Here is a 17,967-nt window from a genome sequence, read left to right as displayed (position 1 = left end):
AGTCTTGACGCAAAGAATATCTGTTGCGCGCCGGGCAACAAACCGGGGCAGACGGCCTGCGCCGCCCTCCCCGGCGTCCGCTCAGCGACAATCGGTCGCAATCATTTGGCCAGCGGGTACAGCGCCTCGTCGAATTGCGAAAGCTTGGGGAACTCAAGCGGCAGGTCGTCCGACAGGTGCTCCAGGCGCTGCTGGTAGTCGCGCAAAAAGCCCTTGCGTGCTTCATCGCTGATGTAAGGCACGTGCCAGGCCACGAACGGCGGCAGCACCTCCAGCCCCACGTACGCCAAGGTGCCGCGCAGGATCGGCCGGAGCATGTCTTCCAGCGGCCCATGAATCGCCCCTTCGCCGAACATGTGCTCGCGCCCGCCGAGGGTCACGGTGACCAGCGCTTTCTTGCCCACCAGCCCGCCTTGGTCATAGAAACGCTTGCCGCCGTAGCACACGCCGGACACCAGCACCCGGTCGATCCAGCCCTTGAGCATGGCCGGCGCCGAGAACCAGAAGATCGGGAAGTTGAGCACCAGCAGGTCCGCCCACAGCAACTTGTCCAGCTCGGCCTGGATGTCCGGGGCGATCGAACCGCTCTTGACGCCCAGGCGCTGCTCCAAGGCATAGACCAGGTAGTCGGGGTTTTCGCGTTTGCCGAAGTCCTCGGCGCTGGCCACCGGGTTCCAGTCCATCGCGTACAGGTCGCTGACCTGCACCTGATGCCCCTGGGCCTTGAAGGTTTCCACCGCCTGGTCACGCAGGGCGGCGGTGAAGGATTGCGGCTCGGGATGAGCGTGGACGATCAGTACATTCATGAAGGTTGTCCTTGCACAGGTTGCAGGTTGGAGTCTCCGGCGCGGCGGGCCAGCAGGCGGTCGAGCCAGTCAGGGTCCATTTCCGGTTCGGAGGAGAACAGCAGCCCGGTGTAGTCGCGATACGGCGGCGAGAAGATGGCCTCGCGGCTGCCGTGATCGACCACTCGGCCGCGTTGCATCACCATCACTTCGTCGGCAATGGCGCGTACCGTGGCCACGTCGTGGGTGATGAACAAGTAGGAAACGCCCAGTTGCCGCTGGATGCGATCAAGCAGCTTGAGCACGCCCTCGGCCACCAGTTGATCGAGGGCCGAGGTGACTTCGTCGCAGATGATCAGCTCAGGCTCAGCCGCCAGGGCCCGGGCGATGCAGATGCGCTGCTTCTGCCCGCCGGATAGCTCGCGGGGCTGGCGGTCCATGTACTTGGCCGGGTCCAGTTCGATCATCTCCAACAGCTCAGCCACGCGCTGGCGCAAGGCCTTGCCCTTGAGGCCCAGGTAGAAGGTCAGCGGACGGCCGATGATGTCGACGATGCGCTGGCGGGGGTTCAAGGCGGTGTCGGGGATCTGGTAGATCATCTGGATCCGCCGCAACTGCTCCTTGCTGCGCTGGCGATAGTCCGCTGGCAGCGCCTGGCCGTCGTACAGCACTTGCCCACTACTGGCCGGCAACAGGCCGGTGATCAGCCGCGCGGTGGTGCTCTTGCCGCTGCCCGACTCGCCGATCACCGCCAGGGTCTGGCCCCGATGCAGCGTGAGCGACACCTCATGCAGCACCGGCTGGGCGCCGTAGCTGGCATTGGCCTTGCGCACCTCAAGCAAGGGCTGGGCCTGGGGTGGGCGCGCTTTGGGCTGGGTGTGGAAACTGCGCACCGCCCATAGCGAGCGGGTGTAGTCCTGGGTGGGGGTTTGCAGCATGGCGCGGGTCTGGGCCTCTTCCACCAGGCTGCCGTGACGCAACACCATGATGCGATCGGCGATCTGGGCTACCAGCGCCAGGTCATGACTGATGTACAGCGCGGCGCTCCCATAGGTGCGCACGGCATCGCGAATGGCCGTCAGCACTTCGATCTGGGTGGTGACGTCCAGGGCCGTGGTGGGCTCGTCGAAGACGATCAGGTCCGGATGACAGGCCATGGCCATGGCGGTCATCACCCGCTGCAGTTGACCACCGGAGACCTGGTGCGGGTAGCGTTGACCGATGCGCTCAGGGTCCGGCAGGCGCAGCACCCGGTAAAGCTCCACCGCTTCGGCCTCGGCTTTGGCCCGGTCGATTCCGCCGTTCTTCACCGCCGTCTCGATGTGCTGGTCGATCAAACGATGGGCCGGGTTGAACGATGCCGCTGCGCTCTGCGCCACATAGGCGATGCGCAAGCCGCGCAGACGACGCAGGGTCTCGGGCGCGGCGCCCACCAGTTCCTGGCCATCGAAACGCACCGAGCCGCCGCTGATGCGACAGCCGTCGCGCACATAGCCCATGGCCGCCAGGCCCAGGGTCGACTTGCCCGCCCCCGACTCACCGATCAGCCCCAGCACCTCGCCTCGCGCCAGGGTCAGGTCGATGCCCTTGATCAGCGGGTGCCAGGCATCGTCGTGGTGGCCGTCGATGCGCAGATTACGAATTTCCAGCAATGGTTGGCTCATGTTCAGCACTCCTTGAGGCCACTGGCCGTGTGCAGCACCCAGTCCACGACGAAGTTCACGCTGACGGTGATCAGCGCCACGGCCAGCGCCGGCAATAGTGGGCTGACGTCACCGAAGGTGATCAGCACGGCGTTGTCACGCACCATGCTGCCCCAGTCGGCGGTCGGTGGCTGGATACCCAGGCCCAGGAACGACAAGGCACTGATGAACAGAAAGACAAAACAGAAGCGCAGGCCGAACTCGGCGATCAACGGCGCTGCGGCATTGGGCAGCACCTCGCGGCTGACCAGCCACCACAGTCCCTCCCCGCGCAGGCGCGCGGCCTCGACGAAGTCCTGTACCACCACTGTCATTGCCACCGCCCGTGCCAGGCGGAACACCCGGGTGGCATCGAGCAGTGCGATCACCAGCACCAACGAGGTGGCCGTGGTGCCGACTACGCTCAGGATCAGCAAGGCGAAGATCAGCTGCGGGATGGCCATCAACACATCTACCAGGCGCGACAGGCCCTGGTCGATCCAGCCGCCCTTGATCGCCGCCACCAGGCCGCAAAAGCCGCCCACGGCAAAGGCCAGGGCAGTGGTCAGAAAAGCGATCCCCAAGGTATTGCGCGCGCCATAGACCAGACGGCTGAACATGTCGCGACCCAGGTTGTCGGTGCCCAGCAGGAACTGCCCGCCCCAGGGCGCGAAGCCCTCGCCCACCACCTCGGTCTCGCCGAATGGCGCCAGTACCGGAGCAAACAACGCCACCAGCACATACAGGACGATCACCAGCAAACCGAACTTGGCGCTCAGCGGCGCACGCTGCAATTGCTTGAACAGGCTCATCGGCTACCCCTTCGGATGCATCAGGCGCGGATTGCTGGCGATCGACAGCACATCGGCACTGGTGTTGAGCAGAATGTAGGTGGCGGCGAAGATCAGGCTGCAGGCCTGCACCACCGGGATGTCGCGCTTGGCGACAGAATCCACCAGCAGTTGGCCCAGGCCTGGGTAGACGAACACCACCTCGACCACCACCACCCCCACCACCAGATACGCCAGGTTCAACGCCACCACGTTGATGATTGGCGCCAAGGCGTTGGGCAAGGCATGGCGGAAGATGATTCGCGCCGGCGAGATGCCCTTGAGCCGGGCCATCTCGATGTAGGGGCTGGCCAGCAGGTTGATCAGCGACGCACGGGTCATGCGCATCATCTGCGCGACCACCACCAGGGCCAGGGTCAGCACCGGCAGCAACGAGCGCTCCAGCACTTCGCCCAGGGAGGCATCAGGCGACAGGTTGGAAATGCTCGGCAGCCAGGCCAGCTTCACCGCGAACACCAGGATCAGGATGTAGGCGACGAAGAACTCCGGAAACGACACCGCCGTCAGCGCACTGGTGTTGAGCAACCGGTCGAACCAACTGTTGCGGTACAGCGCCGCCAGCATGCCCAATAGCAAGGCCAGCGGCACCGAGACCAGCGCCGCCAGCAGCGCCAGGCCGAAGGTGTTGCCCAGTCGCGCGCCGATCAGCTCTGCGATCGGCCGCTGGTTGGCCAGCGATACACCCAGATCACCGTGCAACAGCTGCCAGGCCCAGTGCCCGAAGCGGCTCCAGGCCGGCATGTCCAGCCCCAGTTGTGCCCGCAGCGCCGCGACGGTTTCAGGGGTGGCCGCCTGGCCCAGCATGGCCTGGGCGACATCGCCAGGCAGCATGCCCACGGCCAGGAAGATGATCACCGAGACGGCCAACAGCGACAGCAGGCCCAAGGCCAGGCGTCGCGCGAGTAATGAACCAAGACTATTCACCATGGGCTCCTCGTGCAGTAACGAAAGGGATCAGGCCTGCCACCAGCGCTCGATCAGCCGCAGGCCATCGAGTTCGCCATAGGGCGCGGTGACCCCGCCGTGGGTGACCCGACGCGAACGCGCCGCCACCGAGCTTGCGAACAGCGGCACGATGGCGCCGCCGTCGTCGCGGCACAGGGCCTGCATTTCGTTGTACATCTCCTGCCGCAGCGGCGCGTTCATCTCGCCACGGGCGGCATTGAGCAGCTGGTTGAAGCGGGCGTTGTCCCAGTGCGTCTCGTTCCAGGCTGCGCCTTTTGCATAGCCGATGCTGAACATGCGGTCGGCGGTCAGGCTGCTGTACCAGAACGAAGTGGTGAACGGCTGCTTCATCCATACGTTGGTGAAGAAGCCATCGGCCGGTTCGCGCACCACATCGATGTGGATACCCGCCTTGCGCGCCTGCTCCTTGAACAGCACCGAAGCGTCCACCGCGCCGGTATAGGCGGCGTCCGAAGCCTGCAAACGCACCTTGAGCGCGTCCAGCCCAGCCTGGCGCAGATGGAAACGGGCTTTGTCCGGGTCGTAGGCGCGCTGTTCGAGCGCCGGGTTGATGAAGCGGCTGCCCGGCTGGATCGGATGGTCGTTGCCGATCTGGCCGTAGCCATGCAGCACTGAAGTCAACAAGGCCTGGCGGTCGATGGCGTACTTGAGCGCCAAACGCACGTCGTTGTTCTTGAACTGGGTGCTGTCGCAGAGCATGGGGAAGGTGTAGTGCTGGGCGCCCTTGGTCTCTTCGATCACCAACTGCGGGTTGCGCTTGAGCAGCGCCACGGTCTTGAGATCGACCTTGTTGATCACGTCCACCTGGCCGGTGACCAGGGCATTGACCCGCGCAGCGCCATCGGCGATGGCCAGCAGTTCGGCGCTGGCAAAATGCGCACGACCGGGCTTCCAGTAGTTCGGGTTGCGCTCCAGGTCCATGCGCACGCCTGGCTCGAAGCGCTTGAGGCGGTAGCCGCCGGTGCCGTTGCCGGAGCGCCAGTCAGCCACACCGTCCTTGGCCGGCATGATCACCAGATGGTAATCGGCGACTACATAGGCGAAGTCGGCATTGCCCGAATGCAGCTCGAACACCACGGTGTCGTTGCCCTGGGCGCGGACCTGGGCGACATCGCCGAGCACGGTCTTGGCCGCCGAGGTGGATTTTTCGCCCAGGTGGTGCTGGATCGAGGCGACCACATCGTTGGCGTCCAGGGTCTTGCCATCGTGGAAGGTGACGCCCTGGCGCAGGGTGAAGGTCCAGACCTTGGCGTCGGGGCTGGACTCCCAGCGCTCGGCCAACTCTGGAATCGCCGTGCCGTCGACGCTGATTTCGCTCAGGGTGTTGTATACGGCCGAGAACCCGACAAACGTAAACGTATCGCTCCACGAGCCTGGGTCGCCGGAATCAGTGGTGCTGCCACCCGCCAGGCCCATGCGCAGGACGCCGCCGGCCTTAGGGGTGCCCTCCTCGGCCCAGCCCGACATCGGCAGGCCCAGCGAGAAGGCGCCGGCGAAGGTGGCCGCCGCCGCGCTGTACTTGAGGAAATCCCGACGCGGCAGGCCGCTATCGGGCATCGCTTGAGTGATCTTGTTCTTGTTATCGCTCATGGCATCGCCTCTGTTGAACCGCCAGGAAAGGTCTTGTTCGCCCGACGACCAAATATTTGTAATTGTCATCGTGACAAATACATTAGACTCAATGCCACGCCCCTGCCAAGTGAGATTTTCACAGGGGTGTAGACTTCGGTTTTTACCCAGGGACCTTTGCCGATGAGCCAGTCGACTCGCCTGATCACCGCCTCGTACATCCTCTCGTTCGTGGCCGCCAACGCACCGCAGAAACTGCGTACGGAGACCATCGCCAAGTGGGTCAAGGTCCATCCGGCACGCGTGCGCAGCCTGGCCTCGCAACTGGTCAAGGCCGACATTCTCAAGTCCTGGCGTGGCGCTCATGGCGGCCTGACCCTGGCCCGCCCGGCCAGCGAAATCACCCTGCGCGAGGTGTACGACGCGGTGCAGGAAAGCTCATTGATCGCCGAGAAGATCGACAACCCGTTTTCCGGAATGGAGGATCACTGCAAGGTGTACGAGGTGTTCACCCGTCTGTTCGCCATGCTCGAGGCGAACATGCGCCTGGATCTGGGGGCGATCACGGCCGATCAATTGTTCGTGGCTTTCGACAGGCCCGTGGAGGATGTGGCGGTGGGGTGATCCTTCCCCTTCGCGTCCTCTTCGCGGGTAAACCCGCTCCCAAAGGTTCACCGTTGCCCTAAAGCAGCGAGGTTGCTGTGGGAACGGGTATACCCGCGAATGGGCTGCACAGCAGCCCTCCGGTCTCAGAGCTGAACCGCCTTCACTTCGATGAACTCACCCAACCCCTCCTCGCCCCACTCGCGCCCGTTTCCGGACTGTTTGTAGCCGCCAAACGGTGCCCGGTAGTTGAACCCGCCACCGTTGACGAAGCACTGCCCGGCACGCATCTGTCGGGCCAAGGCCAGCCCACGCTCGCGATCGCCTGCCCACACTGCGCTGGACAAGCCAAACGGCGAGTCGTTGGCCATCGAAATAGCCTGCTGCTCATCGGCATACGGGATCAGGCACAGTACCGGCCCGAAGATCTCTTCCTGGGCGATGCGCATGCGGTTGTCGACATCGGCGAACAGCGTCGGCGCAACGTAGAATCCACGCTCCAGCCCAGGCGCCGAATCACCACCGCACAGCAACCGCGCGCCCTCTTCCTGCCCCAGGCGGATGTAGTCGAGCACCGTGCGCCGCTGCCCTGCCGAACACATCGGCCCCAGAAAACTCTGCGGATCACGCGGATCGCCCATGACCAGCGCACGCGTCTCGGCCAAGGCGATCTCCAAGGCCTCGGCGTAGCGCTCGACCGGCAGCAGCATGCGGGTCAACGCCGTGCACGTCTGTCCGGAGTTGATCATCACGTCCTGCACACCATGGCGCACCGCCGCTTCCAGGTCGGCGTCGGCGGTGATCAGCAGCGGTGACTTGCCGCCCAGTTCGAGGCACACCCGTTTGACCGTCGGCGCCGCCGCCTGGGACACCCGCACCCCAGCGCCGGTAGAGCCGGTGAATGACACCATGTCCACCTGCGGATGCCGCGCCAGCGCCTCGCCCACCTTCGACCCCGGCCCGCTGACCAGGTTGAACACCCCGGCCGGCAGCCCAATGGCGTCGATCATCTCAGCCAGCAAGAAGGCGTGCAGCGGCGTCTCCTGGCTCGGCTTGACCACCACCGTGCAACCGGCAGCCAAGGCCGGTGCCAGCTTGCCGATCATCTGGTGCAGCGGGTAGTTCCACGGGTTGATGAAGGCACACACGCCCACCGCCTCGCGGTACACCAGCGAGTTACCGACTTCACGCACCTCATCCATCAAGCCAGCCAGTTCGACATACTGCTCCAGCCCTTCGATTGGCCCGTCGACCTGCACCATCTGGCACCACTGCACCGGCATGCCCAGTTCGCTGGTGATCACATCGGCCATTTCTCCGGCCCGCGCACGCAATTGCTCGGCCAAGGCACGGATATAGCCTGCACGCCGGCTCGATGGCGTATGCGACCACTCAGCGAACGCCCTTCGCGCCGCATTCACCGCCCGCTCCACATCCTGCTCGTCACCCAGCGGCACACGGCCGATGGCAACTTCGCTGGCCGGGTCGATGACCTCGGCCATCCCCTGCCCGCTCGGCACCTGCCAGGCGCCGTCGATGTAAAGCCGCGCGTACTCACGCATGAGTCTGCTCCTTCATCAGTTCGGCGGCGCACCGGGCGATGCGTCGGCACGCCTCTTCCAGCGCCTGTGCACCGACCACCAGGCCAAGGCGGATATGCCCGGCAGCGCTCGGGCCGAAGGCCTCGCCCGCCAGTACCGATACACCCTGACTATCCAGCAGGCGGTCGGCGAAGGCCTGGGCACTGAGGCCGGTTTCGCGGATATCGACCATCACGAACATGCCCCCATCAGGCTTGAGCGCCTTGATGCCCGGGCAACCAGCCAGACGCTCGCAGACCAGGTCACGGCGCTGGCGGTACGCCAGGCGCATTGCCTCAAGCTCCGGCAGCTGTTGCTCCAGTGCCGCCACCGCAGCGTCCTGGATGAAGTCGGGCGAGCCGTAGAGCATGCACAGGGCCAGATTTTCCAGATGGCCCGCCAGCGCGGTCGAACCCACCACCCAGCCCACCCGCCAGCCGGTCATCGCGTGCGACTTGGACAGGCTGTTGAGGGTCGCCGTGCGTTCGGCCATGCCCGGCAGGCTGCCGGGGCTGACATGCTCGCCCTCGTACAAAAGCTCGCTGTACACCTCATCGGAGATCAGCCACAGGTCATGGGCGATGCACAGCTCGGCCAGCGCCTCCCAGGTGGCGCGCGGCAGGCTCGCGCCCGAAGGGTTGTGCGGGCTGTTCAGTGCCAAGGCACGGGTACGCGGGGTGATACGTGCCGCCACATCCTCGGGGCACACGCGGAACCCGTTCTCAGGCTTGACCGGCACCGGCACCACCGTCGCGCCACAGGCGCCGAACACGGCCTCGTAGGTCACGTACATGGGTTCGGCGACGATCACCTCGTCGCCCGGATCGAGCACGCACTGGGCCACGCAGAACAACGCGCACTGCGCACCGGCCAGCACCGTGACCTGGTCGGCGCTCACCGCCTGGCCGCTGCGTTGCTGGTGGCGACGGGCAATGGCCTGGCGCAGGGCCAGCTTGCCGCGTACATCCGAATAATGGGTGTGGCCATCGCGCAGGCTATCGATGGCCGCCTCGACGATGGGCGCCGGCGTGTCGAAATCCGGATCTCCCACCGACAGCAACAGGACGTCCTTGCCCTCGGCCTGCATCGCAAGGGCGCGGTAGTGGATGTCCCAGGCGGCGGCGCCGTCGCCGGCGATGCGTTGGGTCAGCTTGGCAAAGCGCATGAGCGTCTCCTATGAAGGCGTCAGTCGACGAGGATCTTCGGGTTGGCACTACCCCAGACCGTGTAGAGGTCGGCCAGCAGCGCGTCATTGATTTCTTCCATTTCGCTCTGGGTGATTTCACCGCCCGCCTGCTTGCCGAACAGCACCACCTCGTTGCCATTCTTGACGTCAGGGAAATCGGTGACATCCACCATCAGGGTGTTCATCGACACCTTGCCTACCACCGGCGCACGGTGACCGTTGATCAGCACATTGCCTTTGTTGGTGAACACCCTGCGATAGCCATCGGAGTAGCCGACGGTGATGTTGGCCAGGCGCGAATCGCGGCTCAGGGTGAAGGTGCGGTCATAGCCGACGGTGTTGCCGGCCGGGTAACTGTGCACAGCCGCCACGCGGGACTTGAACTGCATGGCGCGGCGGTACTCGGTGTGGCTGGGCACGGTGTCGCCGAACAGCGCGCCGCCGGTGCGTACCATGTCCAGGCGCGCTTCGGGCACCTCCAGGGTGGCGAAGGAGTTGGCCGCGTGCAGGGTCAGCTTGCGGCGGTCGAGTTTGGCATGCTTGATCAGCCAGTCGCTCTGCTCCTTGAAGGCGGCCAGGCCCTTGCGCACGTCGTCCTTGTCTTCGACGGCGAAGTGGGTCATCAGCGCGACCAGTTCCAGGTTCGGCTGCTCGGCGATCTCCAGTGCTTCACCACGGCCCGACCAACTGGCCATTTCCACGCCGTTGCGGCTCATCCCGCTGGAGTTCAGGGCCAGGTGGATACGCAGGGTCTTGCCGTGGCGCTGGGCGATCGCCGCCACCTGGCGGGCGAACTCGGCGCTGCCGACCAACTCGTCCATGTTGTACTGCAAGGCGTCTTCCACCTCGCTCACGCTGGCCAGGCGCACCCGCACCAGTTGCCCTTTGAAGCCGCTGGCACGGACCACACGGGCTTCCTCGTTGCTCGCCACCGCCACGCACGGCACATCCAAGGCGATGATCGAGGGCATTACCAGACCAATACCGTGGCCATAGGCGTCAGCCTTGAGCACCGCGCACAGCTTGGATTTACCGTTCAGTTCTGCCTGCAGGGTCCGGATGTTGTGTTCGATGGCGCTCTTGCTGATCTCGACCCAGGCGTTACTGTTCTGGATGGTCAGGGCGTTGATGCCGTTGTCCATCGACAACGGCGGTGCGGCGTACAGCGGGGCCTGGGCGGCCAGCAGGGCCAGGGAGGCGGCAAGAAGGGTACGACGGAATGGCATCATGCTTGTTCTCTATTTGTTGTCCTGAAGGTGCGGTCAACGGGCACAGGCGTGCTTGAGTTCGATGAAGGTCACGCCTGGCGTGGCAAATCCGTCGACCAGATCCGATTGCAACTCGTCCAGACTGCGCGGCTGGCGCACGGCGCACCCAAAGGCGCGGGCCAGGCCGATGAAGTCCGGGTTGCGTGGCAATACGCCAATCGGTTCGATGTCCAGGCCCAGCATGTCGTCACGAATCTGCCCCAAGGCGTCGTTGTTCCACAGCAGCACCACCAGCGGACGGTCGATCTCTTCAACGGCGGTGGCCAGTTCCTGGGCGGTATAGAGGAAGCCGCCATCACCCACCAGCACCAGGCCGGGGCGGTCTTCGGTGGCGAACATACCGCCGATGCCGGCCGGCAGGCCGTAGCCCAGGGTGCCGTAGCCGGTCGGGTGCAGCCAGCTGCGCGGTGCCCGGCTGGTGAAGGCATAGTTGCCGGTGTAGGCGAGTTGGGTCATGTCGGTGCTGATGAAGGCGTTTTCCGGCAGTGCGGCGGCGATGCGGTCGAGAATCGCCTGGTGAATCGCCTGCAGCGGCGCATGCCCTGCCCGGATCGCCTGGCGCAGGTTGTTGACGGCCGCGATGGCGGCACCGGCATCGCGGGTGGCCTGCGGCAGATGCTCCAGCAGGCTGGCCAGGGTCTGCCGGGCATCGCCGTGCAGGGCAATCGCGCAGGGGTAGAAGTCGTTGAACTTGCGTGGGTCGATGTCCACCCGCAGCAGTTCGCCGGCCAATGGCAGACGTTCACGCCAGAAATCGGTATCGGCCATCTCGGTGCCTACCGCCAGTACCACATCGGCCTCGCCGATCATTTGCCAGCCCGGCTCGACGCACAGGCTGGCACCGGCATTGAGCGGCGCCTGCGGGGCTAGCAGGCCCTTGCCGGCGACACTGGTGAACACCGGTGCGGCCAGGCGCGTACTCAGTTGCGCGAGCTCAGCCGCCGCGTGCAAAGCGCCACCGCCCGCGATGATCATCGGCCGCTTGGCGTTGGCCAGCTTGACGGCAGCCTGCTGCAGACTGTCGCGATCCGGCAGGCCGCGCCCTGGGCGGCGCACCACGTCATTGCTCCAGTTGCGGGTAACCGGCGCGGCCAGCACATCCAGCGGCACCGAGATGTGCACCGGACGCGGGCGTTCGCTGTCGAACACCGCCCAGGCACGGGCGATCAGCTCCGGCAGGTCCTCGGTGCTCAGCGCCACGGCGGAGAATGCGGTGATCGGCGCGGTCATGGCGCGCTGGTCCTGGGTCTCGTGCAGACAGCCCCAGCCTTTGCCCAGGCTTGCGGTGTGGTTGACGCTGGAAATCACCAACATCGGGATGGAATCGGCGTAGGCCTGGCCGATGGCGGTGGCAGCGTTGGTCACACCAGGGCCGGTGATGACGAAGCACACACCCGGCTTGCCACTGACCCGCGCATAGCCGTCGGCCATGAAGCCCGCGCCTTGTTCATGGCGAGTCAGCACATGGCGGATGCCGCTGCCCGGCAGCCCCCGGTACAGCTCCAGGGTGTGTACCCCGGGGATACCGAACACCGTGTCGACCCCATAGTTGCTCAACAGCCGTACCAGGGCTTGGCCGCCGGTCAAAGGACGTTCATGCATGTTGTTCTCCTTGCGCCTGGCCGAGGCGGATCAGCGCGTCGACCGCGGTGGTGCCTTGGGCACCGACCATCAATGGGTTTACGTCGAGCTCCAGCAACTGGCCGGCGTTTTCACAGGCGTAGTCGGCCACCGCGCGGACCGCCGCCACCAAGGCGTCGAGGTCGGCGGCCGGGCGGCCACGGAAACCTTGCAACAGGCCGGCGCTGCGCAGGCCCAGCACGGCGTTGCGGATGGCGCCGTCGGTGGTCGGCAGCAGCAGGTTGACGCTGTCCTTGAGCAATTCCACCAGCACCCCACCGGCACCGATCACCAAGGCCAGGGCAAAGTCGTTCTCGCGCTTGATGCCGACGATCAGCTCGGCCAACGGCGCCTGGGCCATGGGCTCGAGCAACACCTGGTCGAACGGCACGCCAGGGGCGTAGGCCGCGATGCGCCCGTGCATCTGCTCGAGCGCCGCTTGCAGGGCGTCGGCATCGCGCAGGTTCAGGGCCACCGCGCCGGCTTCGGTCTTGTGCGGCAATTGTGCGCTGACCGCCTTGAGCACCAGCGGGTAGCCGACGCGTGCGGCATCCTTGAGCGCCTGCTCGGGCGTGCTCAGCACACCGCCAGGTACCGGCAGGCCAAAGGCACGCAGCGCCTGCTTGGATTGCCATTCATCGAGCAGTTGCGCCTGGCCACCCAGGGCCTGCGGGCACAGTGGCACCAGGGCCGACTCGCCCAGCTCCAGCAAGCGCTGGCGGTTGCGCTGGTAGGCAACGATTCGCCCCCAGGCCGCCAGGCCGTCCTCTACCCCTTGCAGTGCGGCGATACCACGCTCATGCAAGCATTCGCGGGCGCTGGCCGGCAGCAGCTCAGGGAAGGCCGAGGTGACGAAGCCGATTTTGCCGTGGCGCTGCAAGGCATCGCAGTACAGCCCCAGCAGCAGGTCGCACTCCTTGCGCTCGCCGGTGAACTCCGCCGGGTAATCCAGCACCAGCATGGCCGCATCGGCATCGGTTTGCAGGGCGCTGTCGAGCATGCGCTCGAGCGCCGCGCCATCGCCCCAGATCGCCGTGGTGAAGTCCAGTGGGTTGACCAGGTTGGCGTAGGCCGGCAACACCTGGGCCAACTCATCCACCTGCATTTGCTCAAGCTTGGGCAAGGCCAGGTGGTTGCGCTCGGCGTAGTCGGCGATCAGGCCCGCATCGCCTCCGGAGCACGCCAGGGCGATCAATCGGCCATCCTGGGGCAAGTGGCCGCAGGCGGCCGCCTTGAGGGTTTCGGCAAAACTGACCGGGCCGCTCACGCGGATCACGCCCAGGCGCTGGAACAGGCTGTCGTACAGGGCATCGGAGCCCGACAGCGAGCTGGTGTGGCTCAGGGCGAGCTCGGCGCCGATCTGCGACACGCCGGTCTTCAAAGCGATGATCGGGATGCCCCGCTCCAACGCCTTGTGTGCGGCACGGGCAAAGCCCGGCACGTTCTTCAGGCCTTCCAGGTGCAGGCCGATGGCGGTAACGCGAGGGTCGTCGAGTAGCACGTCCATCAGCTCGGCCACGCCCAACTGCGCCTGGTTGCCCACCGAGGCCATGTAGGCCACCGGCAGCGAGCGGTCGCTCATGGACAGGTTGTAGGCGAAGTTGCCGCTCTGGGTGAGGATCGCCACGCCCTTCTCCACCTGTTTGCCGCCGTGGGCAACCGGCCACAGGGCTGCGCCATGCAGGTAATCGAGCAGGCCATAGCAGTTAGGGCCGAGCAAGGCCATAGAGCCGGCCGCCTCGAGCAGGCGCTGTTGCAGCACGCGCCCTTGCTCGCCGCTCTCGGCAAAGCCTGAGGCGTAGCAGATGGCGCCACCGGCGCCGATCGCGGCCAGGTCCTTGACGCATTGCAAGGTCAGGTCACGGTTGGTGGCGATGAACACCGCGTCCGGCCCACAGGGCAACTCGGCCACACTGGGCACGCACGGTACGCCATCGAGGCTTTCATGCTGTGGGTTCACCAGCCACATCTGGCCGGCGAAGCCGCCTTCGGCGCAGCGCTTGAGCGCCCGCGCCATGCTGCGCCCGCCGACGAAGGCAAGGTGCCGGGGCGCCAGCAGGCGCTTGAGGTTGTCACGAATCGAGTGCGACATGGGCAATCTCCAGGCCGATCAGCGCAGCAGTGGACGCAGCAGTTCGCGGGAAATGATGTGTCGCTGGATTTCGGATGTGCCCTCCCAGATCCGCTCGATCCGCGCGTTACGCCAGATGCGCTCGACCGGTCCCTCGTCCATCAGGCCCATGCCACCGAAGATCTGCACCGCCTCGTCAGCCACCTTGCCCAGCACCTCACTGGCGAACAGCTTGGCCATGCCGGCCTCGCCGTCGGTCATGCTGCCTTGGTCCATCTTCCAGGCGGTGTGCAGGGTCAGCAGTTCCGCGGCGCGGATCTGGGTGGCCATGTCGGCGAGCTTGAACGACACGCCCTGGTAGCAGCCGATGGCCTGGCCGAACTGCTTGCGGTCGGCGGACCACTGCAGGGAAAGATCAAGGGCGCGCTGGGCCTGGCCCACGCAGTTGGCGGCCACCATCACCCGACCTGCGGTGAGCCAGGCGTTGGCCACCTCCCAGCCTTTGTCCACCTCGCCCAGCACCTTGCTGGCCGGCACGCGGCAGTCGTCGAAGAACAGCTCGTAGGTGTGGTAGCCACGGTTGCTCACGCACTTGGGGCCACGGCGGATGGTCATGCCTGGCGTACCGCGGTCGACCAAGAAGGCCGTCACGGCATTGCGCTTGCGGCCGTTGTGTTCGTAGGTGTCGGTGACCGCGAAGACGATGGCGAAGTCGGCGTGGCCGGCGTGACTGATGAAGTGCTTGCTGCCATTGATGACGAAATCGTCACCGTCGCGTACAGCGCGGGTCTTGATGGCATTGGCGTCGGAGCCGGCGCCCGGCTCGGTGAGGGCGAAGCAATCGATCTTCTCGCCTTGCACGCACGGCAGCAGGTAGTCGTTGATCTGCTCGTCCTTACAGGCCATGAGGATCTTTGAGGGGCGCGCCACGAACACGTGCAAGGCCCAGGAAACCTTGGACAACTCACGCTCGATCAGCGCCTGGGACAGATAATCCAGGCCACCGCCGCCGACTTCCTCGGGCATGTTGAAGGCATAGAACCCAGCCGCGATCGCTTTGCCGCGGATCTGCGCCGCCAGCTCCGGCGACACCGCATCGGCGCGGTCCACCTCTTCCTCATAGGGCAGCAGCTCTTTGGTCACGAAGCTGCGTACCGCTTCCACCAACATTTCTTGTTCTTGGGTCAGTTGGAAATTCATCTGGAATCGTCCTGAAGAAGGTCGTGTAAGGGGTTATTTACCAACGAATTCTGGCGCGCGTCGTTCGACCGAAGCCCGTAGCGCCTCGGCGCCGTCCTGGCTGCGCCCGCACAGCAGGCCTGCGGCAAGCTCGGCTTCCAGCTGCTCGCTCAAGGTGCGCTGGGCTCCGTCACGGATCAGGCGCTTGGTCTGGGCGTAGGCGAAAGTCGGCCCCTTGGCCAGGCGAGCGGCCAGTTCGGCAGTGACGGTCGGCAACTGGTCATCGGCGCACACCTCGCTCACCAGTCCGGCAGCCAGGGCGCGCTCGGCGCCCCACAGCTCGTCCAAGAACAACAAACGCTTGGCCTGCTCGGTACCGATCAGCCGTGGCAAGTGCCAGCTGGCACCGGCGTCCGGGCTGTAGGCCATGCTGGTGTAACCGGCCTTGAAGCGCGCCGAGGCGGCGGCGATACGCAGGTCGCAGCACAGGCTCAGGTCCATCCCGGCGCCGACGGCGGTGCCGTTGATGGCGGCGATGGTGGGTTTGTCCAGGCTGTGCAGACGCTGCATCAAGGCGTGGGCGGTCTCGGTCCAGCCGTAGCTTTCCAGGGCACCGCGGGCTTCGGCCTCGGCCCACTCGGCCAGGTCCGCGCCTGCGCAGAAGCTGCGCCCAGTGCCGGTCAGCACCACCACCCGCACGGCTGGATCGGTGTTGAAGGCTTCCAGCAGTGCGTGCAGTTGCTTGAGGCTGGGGATGTCCAGCGCGTTGCGTTGCTCGGGGCGGTTCAGGGTGATCCAGGCAACGCCGGCTTCGACCTTGCTCAGCAGTGAGGACGGGCTAGTCATGGGAGGCCTCGATATTGTTGTTGGTGGGTATGAGGGGGACGACTTGGGAGAGATACTAAACAAGTGTTCAACAAGACGGCAATCGGGGCCTGAGTTACTGTAACAACTCAATAAAGCGCTATATCTAATTGTTTTATAAGTGTATTTCTCCAACAGAAAAGGCTTTGATGCGTCGGCTGTTACAACTTCGCACAACTACGGTTTTGCACTGACGGCGCCAAAGCATTCGCGGGTAAGCCCGCTCCCACAGGGCTTGTGCAACACCCTGCAGGAGCGGGCTTACCCGCGAATAGGCACCGCCACTGTCACGTCATACGCCAGGCGCGCTCGGCTCGAAGGCCCCCTGCCGACGACGGTTGATCAGGAAGTACGCCGCGTAGCACACGGCAATGAAGCCAAAGCCCCAGTACAGCGACGGACGCTGGGTCTCGTCCAAGGCCAGGAACACGAACAACGAACTGCACAAGGTGATGCACAGCAGCGGCACCAGGGGGTACAGCGGCGCGCGGTACTTGAGCTCCTCAAGCTTGCCGCCATCACGCAGGAAGGCTTTGCGGAAGCGGTACTGAGCCAGGGCAATGACGATCCAGGTCACGGTGCCGGACATTCCGCTCACCGCCATCAACACCATGAACAGGGTGTCGGCGGCGACGAAACTGGTCATCAGCGAGATCAAAGCGAAGCACAAGGTGATGCTCAGCGCCCGCAGCGGCACGCCGCGCTTGCTCAGCGGCGACAGGCTCTTGGGCGCCATGCCGGTCTTGGACATGGCCCAGAGGATACGCGTGGAGGCATACAGCCCCGAGTTACCCACCGACAGGATCGCGGTGAGGATCACAAAGTTCATCAGGTCCGCCGCGTAAGGGATACCGACCATGTCGAACACTTGCACGAACGGGCTTTCCATCAGGCCGGCCTGCTCGTGCGGCACGATGGCCGAGAGCACGGCGATGGCCAGCACATAGAAGATCAGGACGCGGAACACCACGTTGCGCACAGCGCGAGGGATGCTCTTTTCCGGATGCTCGGTCTCGCCCGCGGCCACGCCCATGATCTCGCAACCCTGGAAGGCGTACACCACGGTCATCATGACCGCGAACACCGCCGACAGCCCATGGGGGAACAGCGAATCGCCAATGAGGTTGTCGAGCATCGGGGCCGGCGCCCCATTGTTCAGCGGGATGCCGCCGAAGATCACCAACAGGCCGATCACGATAAAGCCCAGGATGGTCGCGACCTTGATGCCCGAGAACCAATACTCGGCCTCACCGAAGGCGCGGGTGGCCAGGGCATTGAGCCCGAACAGCACGGCGACGAACAGCGCCGACCAATACCAGATCGGCACCTCGGGGAACCAACGGGTCATCAGCATGCCGGCGGCGGTGAACTCAAGGCCCACGGTGGTGGCCCAGCTCATCCAGTACACCCAGCCGATCATGAACCCCGTGGCCGGGCCGATGAACTTGGTGGCATGGGCCTGGAACGAACCGGACACGGGCATCTGCACCGACAGCTCGCCCAGGCAGACCATGACCAGGTACATCAGAAGGCCCGCGACCAAATAAGCCAGGATCGCCCCCATCGGGCCGCCCTGGTTGATCGTGACCCCCGAGCCCATGAACAGGCCGGTGCCGATCACCCCGCCCAGCGACAGCATGAAGATGTGCCGGCTCTTGAGCGCACGGGTCAGTTGGATGCCTTTGCGGTCAGTGGATTCAGACATGGCGCACCTCGACCTGGCAGGCGCGCTGGGCGGGAAGA

14 protein-coding genes are annotated in these 17,967 nt (G+C 65.2%); 1 reads left to right on the top strand and 13 read right to left on the bottom strand.

Annotated features, from left to right (window positions below; all coding sequences use genetic code 11):
* Positions 1 to 101: 101 nt before the first annotated feature.
* The 5 genes from AB1N67_RS11845 to AB1N67_RS11825 are packed head-to-tail and all read right to left on the bottom strand — an operon-like array spanning position 102 to position 5,874.
* Positions 102 to 806 (bottom strand): NAD(P)H-dependent oxidoreductase, encoded by a 705-nt coding sequence (locus AB1N67_RS11845; protein ID WP_102081671.1) that lies wholly within the window; start codon positions 804 to 806, stop codon positions 102 to 104.
* A complete protein-coding gene (locus AB1N67_RS11840; protein ID WP_197852859.1) occupies positions 803 to 2,449 on the bottom strand; it encodes an ABC transporter ATP-binding protein in 1,647 nt (548 codons plus the stop codon). The genes AB1N67_RS11845 and AB1N67_RS11840 overlap by 4 nt, the downstream gene beginning before the upstream one ends.
* A 2-nt stretch (positions 2,450 to 2,451) precedes the next feature.
* Complete coding sequence (locus AB1N67_RS11835; protein ID WP_043210859.1) at positions 2,452 to 3,279, bottom strand: ABC transporter permease; 828 nt, start codon at positions 3,277 to 3,279, stop codon at positions 2,452 to 2,454.
* 3 nt (positions 3,280 to 3,282) lie between these two features.
* Positions 3,283 to 4,242: an ABC transporter permease gene (locus tag AB1N67_RS11830; protein WP_180962698.1), complete on the bottom strand. Its 960-nt coding sequence runs from the start codon at positions 4,240 to 4,242 to the stop codon at positions 3,283 to 3,285.
* 30 nt (positions 4,243 to 4,272) lie between these two features.
* Positions 4,273 to 5,874, bottom strand: a complete 1,602-nt coding sequence (locus tag AB1N67_RS11825) for an ABC transporter substrate-binding protein (protein WP_367863839.1) — start codon at positions 5,872 to 5,874, stop codon at positions 4,273 to 4,275.
* A 162-nt stretch (positions 5,875 to 6,036) separates the two neighbouring features.
* Between AB1N67_RS11825 and AB1N67_RS11820 the strand changes: the two genes are divergently transcribed.
* Positions 6,037 to 6,477 carry an Rrf2 family transcriptional regulator gene (locus AB1N67_RS11820; protein WP_043210854.1) on the top strand — a complete coding sequence of 147 codons (441 nt, stop codon included), beginning with the start codon at positions 6,037 to 6,039 and terminating at the stop codon, positions 6,475 to 6,477.
* Between the two features lie 125 nt (positions 6,478 to 6,602).
* Here AB1N67_RS11820 and AB1N67_RS11815 read toward each other — a convergent pair whose 3' ends face one another.
* From AB1N67_RS11815 to AB1N67_RS11780, 8 genes are all read right to left on the bottom strand, one after another.
* On the bottom strand, positions 6,603 to 8,018 hold the full coding sequence (locus AB1N67_RS11815; RefSeq protein ID WP_367863838.1) for an aldehyde dehydrogenase family protein: 1,416 nt from the start codon (positions 8,016 to 8,018) through the stop codon (positions 6,603 to 6,605).
* Complete coding sequence (locus AB1N67_RS11810) at positions 8,011 to 9,201, bottom strand: pyridoxal phosphate-dependent aminotransferase (protein ID WP_367863837.1); 1,191 nt, start codon at positions 9,199 to 9,201, stop codon at positions 8,011 to 8,013. The genes AB1N67_RS11815 and AB1N67_RS11810 overlap by 8 nt, the downstream gene beginning before the upstream one ends.
* Before the next feature lie 20 nt (positions 9,202 to 9,221).
* Positions 9,222 to 10,448 (bottom strand): alanine racemase, encoded by a 1,227-nt coding sequence (gene alr, locus AB1N67_RS11805; RefSeq protein WP_367863861.1) that lies wholly within the window; start codon positions 10,446 to 10,448, stop codon positions 9,222 to 9,224.
* Between the two features lie 36 nt (positions 10,449 to 10,484).
* Entirely contained in the window at positions 10,485 to 12,092 is a 1,608-nt protein-coding gene (locus tag AB1N67_RS11800) for a 5-guanidino-2-oxopentanoate decarboxylase (RefSeq protein ID WP_367863836.1), read from the bottom strand.
* Positions 12,085 to 14,202 carry an acetate--CoA ligase family protein gene (locus AB1N67_RS11795; protein ID WP_367863835.1) on the bottom strand — a complete coding sequence of 706 codons (2,118 nt, stop codon included), beginning with the start codon at positions 14,200 to 14,202 and terminating at the stop codon, positions 12,085 to 12,087. Before AB1N67_RS11795 ends, AB1N67_RS11800 begins: the two co-directional genes overlap by 8 nt.
* A gap of 18 nt (positions 14,203 to 14,220) precedes the next feature.
* A complete protein-coding gene (locus tag AB1N67_RS11790; RefSeq protein WP_324724150.1) occupies positions 14,221 to 15,381 on the bottom strand; it encodes an acyl-CoA dehydrogenase family protein in 1,161 nt (386 codons plus the stop codon).
* Positions 15,382 to 15,414: 33 nt separating this feature from the next.
* Complete coding sequence (locus tag AB1N67_RS11785; RefSeq protein WP_090342754.1) at positions 15,415 to 16,206, bottom strand: enoyl-CoA hydratase/isomerase family protein; 792 nt, start codon at positions 16,204 to 16,206, stop codon at positions 15,415 to 15,417.
* A 310-nt stretch (positions 16,207 to 16,516) separates the two neighbouring features.
* Positions 16,517 to 17,929, bottom strand: coding sequence for an amino acid permease (locus AB1N67_RS11780; RefSeq protein WP_043210838.1), 1,413 nt, complete (start codon positions 17,927 to 17,929; stop codon positions 16,517 to 16,519).
* Positions 17,930 to 17,967 lie beyond the last annotated feature (38 nt).

Origin of the sequence: Pseudomonas guariconensis, from assembly GCF_040822035.1 — a bacterium.
GTDB lineage: Bacteria > Pseudomonadota > Gammaproteobacteria > Pseudomonadales > Pseudomonadaceae > Aquipseudomonas > Aquipseudomonas guariconensis.
Note: the sequence above shows the minus strand (reverse complement) of the source record. Positions and strands in the feature narration are given on the sequence as shown.